Raw genomic sequence first — 14,801 nt, 5'->3', positions numbered from 1 at the left:
TCAGCCCGAGCCGGAAATCCGGACCGGGCTGACGCTATCGCCACGTGGAACGCGATCGGACCTAGAAGTCCATGTCGCCGCCGCCGGGCATGCCAGCGGGAGCGGCCGGGGTCTTCTCGGGCTTCTCGGCGATGACGGCCTCGGTGGTGAGGAAGAGCGCCGCGATGGAGGCGGCGTTCTGCAGCGCCGAGCGCGTCACCTTGGCCGGGTCGAGGATGCCCGACTCGAACATGTTGACGTACTCGCCGGTGGCCGCGTTGAGGCCCTCACCCGGGGTGAGGTTGCGCACGCGCTCGACCACGACGCCGCCCTCGAGGCCGGCGTTGACCGCGATCTGCTTGAGCGGCTCCTCCAGGGCCTTGCGGACGATCGCGGCACCGGTGGCCTCGTCGCCGGTCAGCTCCAGCTTGTCGAAGGCCTTGGCGCCGGCCTGCAGCAGCGCCACGCCACCACCGGGGACGATGCCCTCCTCGACGGCCGCCTTGGCGTTGCGCACGGCGTCCTCGATGCGGTGCTTGCGCTCCTTGAGCTCGACCTCGGTGGCCGCGCCCGCCTTGATGACGGCGACGCCACCGGCGAGCTTGGCCAGGCGCTCCTGGAGCTTCTCGCGGTCGTAGTCGGAGTCCGTGCGCTCGATCTCGGCGCGGATCTCGTTCACGCGGCCGCTGATCGCGTCGGCGTCACCGGCGCCGTCGACGATCGTGGTCTCGTCCTTGGTGACGACGACCTTGCGGGCGCGGCCGAGCAGGTCGAGGGTGGCGTTCTCGAGCTTGAGACCGACCTCCTCGGCGATGACCTGGCCACCGGTGAGGATGGCGATGTCGCCGAGCATGGCCTTGCGGCGGTCACCGAAGCCCGGGGCCTTGACGGCCACGGAGCGGAACAGGCCGCGGATCTTGTTGACCACGAGGGTGGCCAGGGCCTCGCCCTCGATGTCCTCGGCGATGATGAGGAGCGGCTTGCCGGACTGCACGACCTTGTCGAGCAGGGGCAGCAGGTCCTTGTTGGCCGAGACCTTCGAGTTGACGATGAGGATGTACGGGTCCTCGAGCACAGCCTCCATACGGTCGGAGTCCGTCACGAAGTACATCGACGTCATGCCCTTGTCGAAGCGCATGCCCTCGGTGAGCTCGAGCTCGAGGCCGAAGGTGTTGCTCTCCTCGACGGTGATGACGCCTTCCTTGCCGACCTTGTCCATCGCCTCGGCGATGAGCGAGCCGATCTCGGGGTCGGCGGCGGAGATGGAGGCGGTGGAGGCGATCTGCTCCTTGGTCTCCACGTCCTTGGCCAGCTTGGACAGCTCCTCGCTGACCCGCTCCACGGCCGCCTCGATGCCCTTCTTCAGAGCCATCGGGTTGGCGCCGGCGGCCACGTTGCGCAGGCCCTCACGGACGAGCGCCTGGGCGAGCACGGTGGCGGTGGTGGTGCCGTCGCCCGCGACGTCGTCGGTCTTCTTGGCGACTTCCTTGACCAGCTCGGCGCCGATCTTCTCCCACGGGTCCTCGAGCTCGATCTCCTTGGCGATGGAGACACCGTCGTTGGTGATCGTGGGGGCGCCCCACTTCTTCTCCAGCACGACGTTGCGGCCCTTGGGCCCCAGGGTCACCTTGACGGCGTCGGCGAGCTGGTTCATACCGCGCTCGAGACCGCGCCGGGCGTCCTCGTCAAACGCGATCATCTTGGCTGCCATAAGGCTAGACCTCCCAGACACAGGGTGGCTGCTGCGATCGAGCCGACGCCCGCGACGGCATGTGGGCCCGCAGCTCCTTCGGCGGACCCCATCGTCTCGATCCCAGGGTTGGCACTCTGCGACAGAGAGTGCCAACGAATTGTTTAGCACTCTACCCGGTCGAGTGCAAGCCGACAGCACCCCGCCCCAGGTCACGTCGGTACGGCGGGCCCGTGAGCCCGCCGTACGTGAGGGGACGAGAGGTGGCGGTTCGCACGTACTGCGCTGACGTGCGAGCCGCCCGTGCTCACCACGTCAGACCGAGCGGACGGACTCCGCCTGCGGTCCCTTCTGGCCCTGCGTGATCTCGAACTCGACCCGTTGGCCCTGCTCGAGAGACCGATACCCGTCCATCAAGATTGCCGAGTAATGGACGAATACATCCTTACCACCGTCTACCGCGATGAAGCCGTAGCCCTTGTCCGCGTTGAACCACTTGACGGTGCCCTGCGCCACTTCCGACTCCTCTTACTGGGCTCATAGATCCCGCCCATTCCTCCGCGAGACCCACAATCGCCTGACTAATGGATATCAGCCGTACGATCGCACTCGACCATACCTGTGGGAAGGCGTTTGGCAACAGAGTCAATCGGCAAATCGGGTATTTCACCTCACGCTAACTGGTTCAACCTTGTATTTCACAAAAGAGAAGGCGCCCGCATGGGGCGCCTTCTAGAGGGTCGTTCTGGAGATCGGGGGGTTCTCAGCCGCCCGCGACCGCCGGGATGATGGAGATCTGAGTGCCCTCAGGGGCGGGAGTGTCGAGCCCCTCGGCGAAACGGACATCCTCTTCGCCAACGTAAACGTTGACAAAACGACGAATCTTGCCCGATTCATCAAGAATGCGCGCGCCGATGCCCGGGTAGTCGGAGTCGAGCTTGGCAAGCACGTCACGCAGCGTCGCGCCCTCTCCACTCACCTCCGCGTTACCGCCGGTGTAGGTGCGCAGGATGGTGGGAATCCGCACAGAAACGCTCATGGTAAATCTCGCCTTTCCTGGTTGTCAGACAGTCGCGCGGAACGCGTCGAGAGAGGGCCGGATCACGGCCGTGGGGGTGACGTCGGTGACCGCGTCGAGCGTCTTGAGCCCGTCACCGGTGTTGAGCACCACGGTTTCGGCCTCGGGGTCGAGCTGGCCGGTCTCGACGAGCTTCTTCAGCACGCCGACGGTCACACCGCCGGCCGTCTCGGCGAAGATGCCCTCGGTCGAGGCCAGCAGTTTGATCGCGGCGACGATCTCGGCGTCCGTGACGTCCTCCACCGCCCCGCCGGTGCGGCGCGCGATGTCGAGCACGTAGGGGCCGTCGGCGGGGTTGCCGATGGCCAGCGACTTGGCGATGGTGTCGGGCTTGACCGGCTGGACGACGTCGTGGCCGGCCTTGTAGGCGGCCGAGACCGGCGAGCAGCCGAGCGCCTGCGCCCCGAACACCTTGTACGGGCTGTCCTCGACCAGGCCGAGCTGGATGAGCTCCTTGAAGCCCTTGTCGATCTTGGTGAGCTGGGAGCCGGAGGCGATCGGGATGACGATCTGCTCGGGCAACTTCCAGCCGAGCTGCTCGGCGATCTCGTAGGCGAGCGTCTTGGAGCCCTCGGCGTAGTAGGGCCGCAGGTTGACGTTGACGAATCCCCACTTGTCGCCCAGCGGGTCGCCGATGAGCTCCGAGCAGAACCGGTTGACCTCGTCGTAGGTGCCGTCGATGCCGATCAGCTTGCCGCCGAACACCCGGGCCATGGCGATCTTCGCCTGCTCCAGGTCGGCGGGGATGAACACGCAGGCATCCAGGCCGGCCCTGGCGGCGGCGGCCGTCACCGCGCCGGCCAGGTTGCCGGTGGAGGAGCACGACAGCGTGTGGAAGCCGAAGTTGCGGGCCGCCTCGACGGCGATGGCCACCACCCGGTCCTTGAAGGAGTGGGTGGGGTTGCCCGAGTCGTCCTTGACGTACAGGGACTTGATGCCCAGCGCCCGGCCCAGGTTGCCCGCCTTGACGAGCTTGGTCCAGCCGGGGTTCATGTTGGGCTTGGACGCGACGTCGACCGGCACCGGCAGCAGCGAGCGGTAGCGCCAGATGTTGGCCGGGCCCGACTCGATGTCGGCGCGGGTCACGTTCCCGAAGGAGTAGGCCGCCTCGAGCGGCCCGAAACACTCCAGGCAGGCGAAGCTGGGGCCCAGCGGGTAGCGGGTGCCGCACTCGCGGCAGGAGAGAGCGACGGCGGGACCGAAGTCGAGCGACATGAAGCGAGGCCTTCCCTCATCTTCGTCCGCGGCCACCCTGACCACGGACCGGAATTGGCACCCTGTCCCGGTCGGCCTCGCAGGTCGCGAGTCACAAGCCGGGAGGGTTGCCGGGGCTTCGCAGGGCCGGTCCCTCCACCCCTCTGGATGAGCAATATTCAGTTAGAGTTGCTGACTCGGACTCTACCCAATCCGAGCCGTGAACTGACCAGTCGTCTCACTCCGCGAGACAACCGGTCTCACCGATAGTCCTCGCCGAGCGCCGCCTGCACGTATTTGCGGGCCTGGTGGATGCGCGACTTGGCCGTGCCGAGCGGGATGTTGAGCTGCTCGGCCACCTCGCTGTAGTCGAGCTGGACGATGTCGCGCAGCACCAGGGCCTGCGCCAGGTCGGGCTTGTCGGCCTCCAGCGCCTCCATCGCGTCGAGCAGGTCGAGCCGCGACCCGGCGATCACGCTGACCCGCCGCACGTCGGGCTTCTGCATGGGCAGCTCGTCGGAGCTCTGCTCCGCCGCCCTGCGCTTCAGCGACCGGTACGTGGTCCGCGCGCAGTTGGCGGTCACGATGTGCAGCCACGTGCTGAACCTGGCGCGCCCCTCGAACCGCCCGATGTTGCGGGCGACGGCCAGCAGGGTGTCCTGGGCCGCCTCCTCCGCGTCCTGGTGGTAGGGCAGGATGCGGGCGCAGTGCCGCAGCACGTCCGGCTCGATCCGGCGCAGGAGCTCGCCGAGTGCGCGATGATCTCCTACGGCGGCCGAGCGGGCGAGTTCTTCGGTTGCCTCATCTAGCGCCATAGCTGGGATCCTAAGGTCGGGAGACACCTCCGTGACATCTCCTCGTCGTAACTCCTGGGAGCGTCGATGAACAGCGTCCTGCTCGCCTCCAACAGAGGCCCGGTCTCGTTCACCGTCTCCGACGACGGCGAGCTGACGATGAGACGCGGCGGCGGCGGCCTGGTGTCCGGCTTGTCCGGAGTCGCCCGGGACGCGGGCGTGCTGTGGGTATGCGCGGCGCTGTCCGACGGCGACCGCAGCGCGGTGCGGCAGGCCCCCGGCGGCCGGCTCGACCAGGCGGGCTACGACACCGGGGCGCTGCGGATGCTCGACATCGCGCCGGCCACCTTCCACCGCGCCTACAACTCGATCGCCAACTCGACGCTCTGGTTCGTCAACCATCTGCTCTACGACATCCCCAACGCGCCGGTGTTCGGCACCAGGTTCCAGCGCGACTGGGAGTCCTACCGCGACTACAACGGCGCGTTCGCGCTGGCGCTGGCCGAGGAGGCGGGCCACGGGGCGCGGGTGATGGTGCAGGACTACCACCTGACGCTGACCCCGGCGATGCTCCGGGCCGAGCGGCCCGACCTGCGCATCGCGCACTTCAGCCACACGCCGTGGGCGCCGCCCGAATACTTCTCGCTGTTGCCCGACGAGGTGGCCCGCGAGGTCCTGGAGGGCATCCTGGGCGCCGATCACGCCGGGTTCCTCACCGGGCGGTGGGCGGAGGCGTTCATGGACTGCTGCGCGGCTCTGCTCGGCGCCGAGGTCGACGGCGCGGCCCGTACGGTCACGCACGAGGGGCGCGTCACCCGGATCGGCGTCCACGGGCTGGGCGTCGACGGCAAGGCGCTGTGGGCGCGGGCCGGCGAGCCCGACGTCGAGTCGCACATGGCCGCGCTGCGCGAGCAGGTCGGCGACCGCAAGCTGATCGTCCGCATCGACCGCACGGAGCTGTCGAAGAACATCGTGCGCGGTCTGCTCGCCTACCGCGAGTTCCTGGACGCGCATCCGGAGTGGCACGGCCGGGTGGTGCACCTGGCGTTCGCCTACCCGAGCCGCCACGACCTGCCCGAATACCGCGAGTACACCGCCTCGGTGCAGCGCTGCGCGCAGGAGATCGAGGACGCCTACGCCACCGAGGACTGGGACCCGCTGATCCTCAACGTCAACGACGACTACCCGCGCTCGCTGGCCGCCTACAGGATGGCCGACGTGCTGCTGGTCAACCCGATCCGCGACGGCATGAACCTGGTGGCCAAGGAGGGCCCGGTGCTGTCGCCGCGCTGCGCGCTGGTGCTGTCGCGGGAGGCGGGCGCGGCAACCGAGCTGGGCGCCGACGCTCTGCTGGTCAACCCCTACGACGTCAGCGGCACGGCCGGCGCGCTGCACCGGGCGCTGGTGATGCCCGAGGAGGAGCGGACGCGCCGCCGGGCCCGGCTGGAGGCGGCGGCCACGGCCCTGCCGCCGCAGCGCTGGCTGGCCGCCCAGCTCGACGCGCTGGGCTGACGGGTCACCGCCAGTCGGCGTTGCGCAGCGTGTCGGTCAGGCCCGGCGTCTTCCACTCGTCGACGACCAGCACCTTCGTGGCAGGCAGATACCACTCGCGGGTGGTGAACCTGGTCCTGGTGCTCTTGCCCGAGTGGGTCCGGCAGCGGGTGGTGAACTCGTGGTAGTGGGCCTCGTGGCCGGGCCCGACCTGGCGCAGGCCCTTGACGTGCCTGCCGATGCGCTCGCCGCGCAGCAGCCGCCCGTCGGCAGGGCAGCGCTGCACGTCGGAGGCCGGGTAGTAGCCGCCCCGCTGGGCGTTGTAGGGTCCGAAGCCCTCGGCGCCGCTCTTGATGGCCTTCGGACCGAAGATCCAGAAGCCCTTGCAGTCGGGGGTGAAGAAGCCGCCGCCGGGGTGGGCGCACTTCCCGGTCACGACGTGCACGTAGTCGGTGCCGCCGCCGTACACCTTCCACTTGATCGGCACATAGAGGGTCAGGCCGCCGCGCAGCTTCAGCTGCTGGGCGGGCGCCGCGTTCGCGGCGGCGGCGGGGACCAGGAGGAGGGCGGAGGCGGCGACGGCGGTTACGGCCAGTGAGCGCTTGAGCATGATCCCGACGGTAGCCGAGCCGACTTGCAAGCCACTCATGAACGGCTGAAAGCCGACGTCAACTCCTTGAGCAGGGCGACCACGCCGTCAGGCCCGTCCACGACGATGTCGGCCCGTTCGGCCAGCGCCGTCACCTCGGCCGAGCCGCTGCAGACGGTCACGCCGGGCACGCCGGCTCCCCTGACCGCCTCGAACGCGGCCAGGTCGCCGAGGTCGTCGCCCGCGAACAGCACCGACCGCGCCTCCCGCTCGGCCAGGAACAGGCTGAGCGCCTGGCCCTTGTCCATGCCGGGCGGGCGCAGCTCCAGCACCAGCCTGCCCGGCTCGACGACCAGCCCGTGCTTCTCGGCCAGCTTGGCCATCGGCTCGCGCAGCTTGGCCAGCGTCCCTTCGGGGTCGGGGGCGCGGCGGGTGTGCACGGCGACGGCGCGGCCCTTGTCCTCGACGGCGACGCCCGCCGTCAGGCCGAGCGCGTCGAGCACGAACGGCAGCTCGGCCTCGGCCCTCGGCACCCCGGGCGGGGGCGGCGGCCCGGTGATCTCGCCCTGCTCCCAGCGCTCGAACCCGTAGTGGCCGAGCACCACCAGGCCGGGCACGTCGGCCAGCCCGGGGCCGAGCCGCAGGGCGGTGGCCACCGGCCGGCCGGTCACGATGGTGATCGCCTTGACGTGGCGGCCCAGCTCGGCGAGAACGGCGGCGGCCTCGGGGTGGATCCGGGCGGCCGCGGGGTCGGGCACGATCGGCGAGAGGGTGCCGTCGAAGTCGAGCCCGATCACGGCGCCCGCCGGATCCTTCAGTATCGCTTCCATTCCAGGGATGTTCTCCACGCGCCTGCCGTACCCAACAGGTCAGGGACGCATGCCAAGCCGTCTGGCCGCGCGCTCGCGCTGTCGCGTGGCACGCAGCCTGCGCAGGCGCTTGACCAGCATCGGGTCCTGCTCCAGCGCCTCCGGCCGGTCGATGAGCTCGCCGAGCAACTGGTAGTAGCGGGTGGCGGAGAACCCGAAGGTCTCCTTGATGGCCTGCTCCTTGGCGCCCGCGTAGCGCCACCAGTGGCGTTCGAAGGCGAGGAGCTCGAGTTCGCGGTCGGTGAGGGGCTGTCGAACGGGTTCCTGGGCAGCACTGTCACCGCTGACCGGTGCAGTGTCCATGGTCTCCTCCTCGGGATGAGCGCGTGACGATCACGTCGCGCGCACGCGGCCCGTGGCCATCGTAATGTGCCGAGTGCGGCTGTTCACGGCGGATTGGGAGACGTACAGTCACCAAGTGTGACCTCAGTCATCACACTTCTCACCGACTACGGCCTCGAAGACGGCTATGTCGCGGCGTGTCATGGCGTGATCGCGGGCATCGCCCCGGAGGTCCGGGTGATCGACGTGTGTCACCTGGTTCCTTCCGGCGATGTACGGCGTGGCGCGGCGATTCTCGCCCAGACGATCCCGTACGTGCCCCAGGGTGTGCACATCGGCGCGGTGGATCCGGGCGGCGGCGGGGTGCGGCGGCCGGTGGCGATCGAGGCGGGCGGCCGGGTGTTCATCGGGCCGGACAACGGGCTGCTGTCGTGGGCGGTGGCCGCGAACGGCGGCGCGTCGGCGGCGTACGAGATCAGCAACGACGAGCACTTCCTGCACCCGGTGTCGCCCACCTTCCACGGGCGTGACGTGTTCGCGCCGGTGGCGGCGCGGCTGTGCGGCGGGCTGCGGCCGGCCGACCTGGGGCCGGAGGTGCCGCTCGACCGGCTGATCTCGCTGCCGGAGCCGACCTCGGTGGTGCGCGGCGGCGCGGTGGAGGGCGAGGTGGTCTCGGTCGACCGCTACGGCAACGCGCAGCTCTCGATCCCGGCGGGCGACCTGGAGGCGCTGGGGCTGCGGGTCGGCGGCACGGTGGGGGTGTGGCTGGGGCGGCGCCGGCTGTCGATGCCGTACCGGGAGACGTACGCGGCGGTGCCGCCCGGGGAGCTGGTGGCGTTCGCGGACTCGGCGGGGCTGATCGCGTTCGCGGTGAACTCGGGCGACGCGGCCCAGCGGCTGGGACTGCCTCCGGGAGCGCATGTCCGGCTCGCCCCCGTCAGCTAGTACGAAAGCCGCAGAACGGAATTACTCCGCGTATCGGACCGTTTACCGAAGCATCACATCGAATCGTCGGCCGCGTGTCAGAATGCAGGGCAGTTCGGCGCCTCCTCCCTCCGAGGTCGACGTGTACTACCTGTCCGTTGCCCTGCTCGCCCTGCTGACCGCGGCCTGGCCCACTGCCGGACCGCCCGTTCCCGATCGCTGGCGCTCCTGGCCGGTGACGCGCGTCTTCCCCCCGGCCGTGGCCGGCACCAGCCCCTCGGGCGCCCGGGTCACCTACGTCCTGACCGGCGTCGCGCCCGAGGCGCCCTGCCCGGCCGCCTTCCAGCCGGGCGCCGTCCTCGCCCTGCCCGCCTGCGTCACGGCGCTGCGCGCCACCTACGCCGACAGCACGTCCACGTTCGTCGCCACCGTCGGCATCGCGGTGCTCGCGCGGCAGCGCGCCCCGATCGCGGCCGCCGCCTCCACCGTCATGGGCCAGCGACCGCCCACCGTCCGGCCCGTCGCCTTCCCCGGCGGCCCTGCCGAACGGTTCGGCGAACGCCAGTACTTCACCGGCGCGCTGATCTCCACCCACGAGCGCTACCTGGTGGCCACGGCCGCCGGGCACGCCGACGGCAGGCCCTACCGCCCCGGCGACCCGGCCACCGCCCGCTTACGCGGCATCGCCCTCCAGCTCGCCACCACGCTGCACCGGAGCCTCACCCGGTGATCCGATCCCTGCTGCTGCCGCTCATGCCGCTGCTGCTCCTGGTCGGGGTGGCCGCGTTACCCGCGGGCGGCGCGGCGCTCAGCCCCGCCGACGAGCTGGCCGTCGCGGCACGGGCCCGGCAGTGGCAGCTCGACGCGCTGCGGCTGCCGGAGGCGTGGCGCTCCAGCAGGGGCGAGGGCGTGCTCGTCGCCGTCCTCGACACCGGCGTACGCGCCCACCCCGACCTGGCGGGCGCGGTGCGGCAGGGCCCCGACCTGACCGGCGTCGGCAGGCGGGCGGGCCTATGGGGCCACCACGGCACGGCGATGGCCAGCCTGATCGCCGGGCGTGGCCACGGCGACGGCCGCAGCCAGGGCGTGCTCGGCGTGGCCCCGGCGGCCCGGGTGCTGTCGGTCCGCGTCACGCTGGAGAGCTCCGACCCGATGCGCGAGAAGCAGCGCGGCGGCGGCAGGGACGCGCTCGCCCGGGGCATCCGCTACGCCGTCGACCAGGGCGCCGACGTCATCAGCATGTCGCTGGGCGGCGGCAGCGGCGCCTGGGAGGGCTCGGCCGCCGAGGAGGAGGCCGTGCAGTACGCCGTCTCCAAGGGGGCGGTGCTGGTCGCCTCGGCCGGCAACGACGGCGAGGGCGCCAACAGGAAGAACTTCCCCGCCGCCTACCCCGGGGTGATCGCCGTCGGCGCGGTCGACCGCAGGCTCCGCCCCGCGCCCTTCTCCAACCGCCGCGACTACCTGTCGGTCGTCGCCCCCGGCACCGGCATCGTCACCGCCGGCCCGTCCGGCTCGTACGTGGTGGGCGACGGCACCAGCTCGGCGGCGGCCCTGGTGGCGGGCATCGCGGCGCTGATCAGGGCGGCCCACCCGGAGCTGTCGCCCTTCCAGGTGCGCCGGGCGATCGAGGCGGGCACCCGCAGGCGGCCCGACGGCGGCTACGACCGCTCCTACGGCCACGGCGTGGTCAACGCGGCCCTGGCCCTGCGCCAGGCGGCCCGGCTGGCCGGCCCGGCCCCGCCGCCGCCGATCCCCGGCGCCCACTTCGGCGCGGGCCTGCCGCCGCCCGAGCGGCCCTGGTCGCGCACGCCGGTGGTGGCGGGCCTGCTCGTGCTCGCCTGCGTCCTGGCCGCCCGCGTCGTCGTGCGCCACCGCAGACGCGCGAGGCCCTCCGCGGACCGGTCCGCGGAGGGCCTCTGAAGGCGGAGTGCGCCTAGCTCACGTGCACCACGTCGTGCGTCTCGGCGAAGTGGCACGCGCTCTCGTGCGTGGTCCCCGGCCGGATCTGCAGCAGCGGCTCCTCGGTCGCGCAGATCTCCTGCGCCTTCCAGCACCGGGTGCGGAACCGGCAGCCGGACGGCGGGTTGGCCGGCGACGGCGGGTCACCCTGGAGGATGATCCGCTCGCGCTGCTCCCGACCCTCGGGGTCGGGCACCGGCACGGCCGACAGCAGCGCCTGCGCGTAGGGATGCGCGGGCTTGTCGTAGATGTCGACGTCCTTGCCGATCTCCACGACCTTGCCCAGGTACATCACCGCGACCCGGTCGGAGATGTGGCGCACCACCGACAGGTCGTGCGCGATGAAGATGTAGGCCAGGTTGAACTCGTTCTGCAGCCGCTCCAGCAGGTTGATCACCTGCGCCTGGATCGACACGTCCAGCGCCGAGACCGGCTCGTCACAGACGATGATCTCCGGCTGGAGCGCCAGCCCGCGGGCGATGCCGATGCGCTGCCGCTGACCGCCCGAGAACTGGTGCGGGTAGCGGTTGATGTGGTCGGGGTTGAGGCCCACGACCTCCAGCAGCTCCTGCACCCTGCGGGCCCGGTCACCCTTGGGCGCGACCTCGGTGTGGATGTCGTACGGCTCGCCGATGATGTCGCCGACCGTCATCCGGGGGTTCAGCGAGGTGTACGGGTCCTGCATCACCATCTGGATGTTGCGCCGCATCCGCTTGAGCTCGGCGCCCCTGGCCTTGGCGATGTCCCGGCCGTTGATCTTCACCGAGCCGGACGTCGGCCGCTCCAGCGCCATCAGCACCTTGGCCAGCGTGGACTTGCCGCACCCGGACTCGCCCACGATGCCCAGCGTCTCGCCCCTGTCGAGATCGAACGAGACCCCGTCGACGGCCTTGATCGCGCCGATCTGCTTCTTGAACATGATCCCCTGGGTCAGGGGAAAATGCTTCACCAGATCGCGGACCTCGAGGATGCGCTCACCTTTGGTCGCCATCGAGGACCTCCCTCCAGTAGTGGCAGGCGCTGTTGCGCGTACCGCTGATCTCGTGCAGCGGGGGGACGTCGGTCACGCAGTTGTCCTGGCGGTACGGGCACCGCGGGTGGAAGGCGCAGCCGGTCGGCATGTCGAGCAGGTTGGGCGGCAGGCCCTTGATCGCGTAGAGCTCCTGGCCCTTGAGGTCGACCCGGGGGATCGACTCCAGCAGCCCCTTGGTGTAGGGGTGGGCCGGGGACTTGTAGATCTCGTGCACGGTGGCGTTCTCGACGATGCGCCCGCCGTACATGACCGCGATCTTGTCGGCGACGTCGGCGACGACGCCGAGGTCGTGCGTGATCAGGATCATGCCCATGTTGCTCTCGCGCTGCAGCTCGGCGAGCAGCTCCATGATCTGGGCCTGGACCGTCACGTCGAGCGCGGTCGTCGGCTCGTCGGCGATCAGCACCTCGGGGTCCAGCGCGATCGACATGGCGATCATGATGCGCTGCCGCATGCCCCCGGAGAACTGGTGCGGGTAGTCGTTGACGCGCTGCTTGGCGGCGGGGATGCGGACCTTGTCCATGAGCTCGACGGCCTTCTTCATGCCGTCGCGCTTGGACATGCCGCGGTGCACCCGGAACATCTCGCTGATCTGCCAGCCCACGGTGAACACCGGGTTGAGCGCGGAGAGCGCGTCCTGGAAGATCATCGCGATGCGCTGGCCGCGCACCTGGGTACGCGCCTCCTCCGACAGTCTCAGCAGGTCGGTGCCGTGGAAACGGATCTCCCCCTTGGGGATCCGGGCCGGCGGCATGTCGAGGATGCCCATGATCGCCTGGGCGGTCACGGACTTGCCCGAACCCGACTCGCCCAGCACGGCGACCGTCTCACCGGGGTTGAGCGAGTAGCTCACCCCGTTGACGGCCCGCACGAGGCCCGCGCGCGTGGCGAACTCCACGTGCAGGTTGTCGACCGCGAGCAGCGGCTCGTTGCTGCGCCCTCCCTCGGCGAGCAACGTGTCCAGCGATGTCTTTCTCACTTATCCCCCCTCCTACCTGAGCTTCGGGTCGAGCGCGTCGCGCACGGCGTCGCCCAGCATGATGAACGCGAGCACGGTGATGCTCAGGAACACCGCGGGGAACACCAGCGGCAGCGGCGCCTCCAGGAACCGGCTGCGCGCGTCGGCGATCATCAGACCCCACGAGATGTCGGGCGACTGCACGCCGACCCCGAGGAAGGACAGCGCGGCCTCGGCCGCGATGAACCCGCCGAGGTTGATGGTGGCCACGACGATCACCGGGGCGACCGCGTTCGGCAGCAGGTGCTTGAACATGATCCGGCTCTGGCTCGCGCCCAGCGCCCGCGCCGCCATGACGAAGTCCTGGCTCCTGGCGGTGATGACGGCGGCCCGCATGATGCGGAACGTCATCGGCCAGGCGATGATCGACAGGGCGAAGACCACGATCCAGATGCCCAGCTCGGCGTCCCGGAAGGTCGCCGTGATGAGCAGCGCGCCCAGGATGGACGGGATCGCGAAGAAGACCTCGGTGATGCGGGAGGTGATCGTGTCGGTGATGCCGCCCCGGGTGCCGGCGATGAGGCCGAGCAGCCCGCCCACGATCGCGGTGATGGCCATGGTGGCGACACCGATGATGATCGAGTTCTTGGCGCCGTAGATGGTCCTGGCGAACACGTCGCAGCCGAGGTTGTCGCGGCCGAACAGGTGGCCGGGGCTCGGTCCCTGACGGGCCGTCGACAGCTCGCAGGTGCGGGCGTCGAACGGGTCGATCGAGGTGAACAGCGACGGCCAGAAGGACATGACCAGCAGGATCGCGATGAGGACCAGCGAGAAGATGAACATCGGCCTGCGGCGCAGGTCGTGCCAGGCGTCGCTCCACAGGCTGGCCGACCGGGCTTCCTTCTTGCGGTGCTTGACCGGGGGCGGCGGCGCCGGCTTGGCCTGGTCCGCCGTCAGCGTCTGGGTGTCCGGGCTTGGTGTGTCACTCATAGCGGATCCTCGGGTCGAGCACGGCGTACAGCATGTCGACGATGAGGTTCGCCACGATGTACACCAACACCAGGATTGTCACGATACCTACGACGATCGGCTGCTCTCGCAGGTAGACGCCATCGTAGAGCTGCTTGCCGATGCCCGGCAGGTTGAAGATCGTCTCGGTGATGACCGCGCCACCCATCAGCGCGCCGAGGTCGGCGCCCAGATAGGTGACCATCGGGATGAGCGCGTTGCGCAACCCGTGCCTGCCGACGACCCGGCGCCTGGACATGCCCTTGGCGGTGGCCGTGCGGATGTAGTCGGATCTCAGCGTCTCGACGAGGCTCGTCCTGGTGAGCCGGGTCAGGTAGGCGATCGACGTGCCGGCCAGGACGAACCCGGGCAGCAGGTACGACTTCAGACCCTGGGTGGCGCCCGCGATCGGGAAGATCTCGGTGCCCACGGCCTGCTTGAGCCAGACGCCCAGCCAGAGCTGCAGCACGAATCCGGTGACCAGGGTCGGCACGGAGATGAGCAGCAGGGTCGAGGCCAGGATCGCGGTGTCGGTGGCCCGCCCGCGACGCAGCGCCGCCCAAAGACCGAGCACGACGCCGATGATGGCCTCGAGGGTGAGCGCCACCAGCGCGAGGTTCAGCGTGACCTGGAGCTTGCCGGCCAGCAGCTCGGTCACGGGGACCCCGGCGAAGGTCTTGCCGAAGTCGCCTTCGAAGATGATCCCGGTGATGTAGTGCCAGTACTGCACCAGAAGCGGATCGTTCAGGTGGTACTGCTCCCGGATGACGGCCAAGATGGCCGGGTCCTGGCGCTTCTCGCCGGCCAGCGCTTCCACGGGGTCACCGGGAAGTGCGAAGACGATGGCGAAGATGAACAGGGTGGCGCCCAGCAGGACTGGTATCGCCTGGATCAGGCGCCTGATGACATAACGGCCCATACAAGCCTCCCGTACATGCCTGAAGGCAGTCCCT

General features: G+C 70.0%; 16 protein-coding genes and 1 riboswitch. Of the genes, 4 read left to right on the top strand and 12 right to left on the bottom strand.

Going from position 1 to position 14,801, the window contains the following annotated elements; all coding sequences use genetic code 11:
* Positions 1–61: 61 nt before the first annotated feature.
* The 5 genes from groL to ACBI99_RS31995 all read right to left on the bottom strand — a co-directional run bounded on the left by groL (position 62) and on the right by ACBI99_RS31995 (position 4,756).
* Positions 62–1,690 (bottom strand): chaperonin GroEL, encoded by a 1,629-nt coding sequence (gene groL / locus ACBI99_RS32015; RefSeq protein ID WP_219506245.1) that lies wholly within the window; start codon positions 1,688–1,690, stop codon positions 62–64.
* A gap of 294 nt (positions 1,691–1,984) precedes the next feature.
* Positions 1,985–2,185 (bottom strand): cold-shock protein, encoded by a 201-nt coding sequence (locus ACBI99_RS32010; RefSeq protein ID WP_090947280.1) that lies wholly within the window; start codon positions 2,183–2,185, stop codon positions 1,985–1,987.
* Positions 2,186–2,432: 247 nt separating this feature from the next.
* Positions 2,433–2,708 carry a MoaD/ThiS family protein gene (locus ACBI99_RS32005; protein ID WP_043633550.1) on the bottom strand — a complete coding sequence of 92 codons (276 nt, stop codon included), beginning with the start codon at positions 2,706–2,708 and terminating at the stop codon, positions 2,433–2,435.
* A 24-nt stretch (positions 2,709–2,732) separates the two neighbouring features.
* Positions 2,733–3,962: a threonine synthase gene (gene thrC, locus ACBI99_RS32000; protein ID WP_375074175.1), complete on the bottom strand. Its 1,230-nt coding sequence runs from the start codon at positions 3,960–3,962 to the stop codon at positions 2,733–2,735.
* 13 nt (positions 3,963–3,975) lie between these two features.
* A riboswitch (SAM riboswitch) is annotated at positions 3,976–4,116 on the bottom strand.
* Between the two features lie 85 nt (positions 4,117–4,201).
* A complete protein-coding gene (locus ACBI99_RS31995) occupies positions 4,202–4,756 on the bottom strand; it encodes an RNA polymerase sigma factor (protein ID WP_219506241.1) in 555 nt (184 codons plus the stop codon).
* A 66-nt stretch (positions 4,757–4,822) separates the two neighbouring features.
* Between ACBI99_RS31995 and ACBI99_RS31990 the strand changes: the two genes are divergently transcribed.
* Positions 4,823–6,247: a trehalose-6-phosphate synthase gene (locus tag ACBI99_RS31990; RefSeq protein WP_219506239.1), complete on the top strand. Its 1,425-nt coding sequence runs from the start codon at positions 4,823–4,825 to the stop codon at positions 6,245–6,247.
* A 4-nt stretch (positions 6,248–6,251) separates the two neighbouring features.
* Here ACBI99_RS31990 and ACBI99_RS31985 read toward each other — a convergent pair whose 3' ends face one another.
* Genes ACBI99_RS31985 through ACBI99_RS31975 form a run of 3 tightly spaced genes read right to left on the bottom strand, consistent with a single transcriptional unit; the run spans position 6,252 to position 7,987 of the window.
* The gene (locus ACBI99_RS31985; RefSeq protein ID WP_375074174.1) at positions 6,252–6,836 is read right to left on the bottom strand and encodes a hypothetical protein; all 585 of its coding nucleotides are present in this window, start codon (positions 6,834–6,836) and stop codon (positions 6,252–6,254) included.
* A 35-nt stretch (positions 6,837–6,871) separates the two neighbouring features.
* Positions 6,872–7,645, bottom strand: a complete 774-nt coding sequence (gene otsB / locus ACBI99_RS31980; protein WP_219506234.1) for a trehalose-phosphatase — start codon at positions 7,643–7,645, stop codon at positions 6,872–6,874.
* 39 nt (positions 7,646–7,684) lie between these two features.
* A complete protein-coding gene (locus tag ACBI99_RS31975) occupies positions 7,685–7,987 on the bottom strand; it encodes a DUF3263 domain-containing protein (RefSeq protein ID WP_219506231.1) in 303 nt (100 codons plus the stop codon).
* A 117-nt stretch (positions 7,988–8,104) separates the two neighbouring features.
* On the opposite strand from ACBI99_RS31975, the gene ACBI99_RS31970 reads away from it, so the two are divergent.
* From ACBI99_RS31970 to mycP, 3 genes are all read left to right on the top strand, one after another.
* The gene (locus ACBI99_RS31970) at positions 8,105–8,911 is read left to right on the top strand and encodes an SAM-dependent chlorinase/fluorinase (protein WP_357591496.1); all 807 of its coding nucleotides are present in this window, start codon (positions 8,105–8,107) and stop codon (positions 8,909–8,911) included.
* An 82-nt stretch (positions 8,912–8,993) separates the two neighbouring features.
* Positions 8,994–9,620 carry a hypothetical protein gene (locus ACBI99_RS31965; protein ID WP_219506225.1) on the top strand — a complete coding sequence of 209 codons (627 nt, stop codon included), beginning with the start codon at positions 8,994–8,996 and terminating at the stop codon, positions 9,618–9,620.
* Positions 9,617–10,810 carry a type VII secretion-associated serine protease mycosin gene (gene mycP, locus ACBI99_RS31960; RefSeq protein ID WP_375074173.1) on the top strand — a complete coding sequence of 398 codons (1,194 nt, stop codon included), beginning with the start codon at positions 9,617–9,619 and terminating at the stop codon, positions 10,808–10,810. Before ACBI99_RS31965 ends, mycP begins: the two co-directional genes overlap by 4 nt.
* Before the next feature lie 13 nt (positions 10,811–10,823).
* On the opposite strand, the gene ACBI99_RS31955 is transcribed toward mycP, so the two are convergent.
* The 4 genes from ACBI99_RS31955 to ACBI99_RS31940 are packed head-to-tail and all read right to left on the bottom strand — an operon-like array spanning position 10,824 to position 14,767.
* Positions 10,824–11,840: an ABC transporter ATP-binding protein gene (locus ACBI99_RS31955; protein ID WP_219506222.1), complete on the bottom strand. Its 1,017-nt coding sequence runs from the start codon at positions 11,838–11,840 to the stop codon at positions 10,824–10,826.
* On the bottom strand, positions 11,824–12,861 hold the full coding sequence (locus tag ACBI99_RS31950) for an ABC transporter ATP-binding protein (protein ID WP_308125795.1): 1,038 nt from the start codon (positions 12,859–12,861) through the stop codon (positions 11,824–11,826). The genes ACBI99_RS31955 and ACBI99_RS31950 overlap by 17 nt, the downstream gene beginning before the upstream one ends.
* A gap of 12 nt (positions 12,862–12,873) precedes the next feature.
* On the bottom strand, positions 12,874–13,830 hold the full coding sequence (locus tag ACBI99_RS31945) for an ABC transporter permease (RefSeq protein WP_219506220.1): 957 nt from the start codon (positions 13,828–13,830) through the stop codon (positions 12,874–12,876).
* Positions 13,823–14,767: an ABC transporter permease gene (locus tag ACBI99_RS31940; RefSeq protein ID WP_219506218.1), complete on the bottom strand. Its 945-nt coding sequence runs from the start codon at positions 14,765–14,767 to the stop codon at positions 13,823–13,825. The genes ACBI99_RS31945 and ACBI99_RS31940 overlap by 8 nt, the downstream gene beginning before the upstream one ends.
* Positions 14,768–14,801 lie beyond the last annotated feature (34 nt).

This window comes from Nonomuraea sp. ATR24 (assembly GCF_041950485.1).
Classification (GTDB): Bacteria; Actinomycetota; Actinomycetes; order Streptosporangiales; family Streptosporangiaceae; genus Nonomuraea; species Nonomuraea ceibae.
Note: the sequence above shows the minus strand (reverse complement) of the source record. Positions and strands in the feature narration are given on the sequence as shown.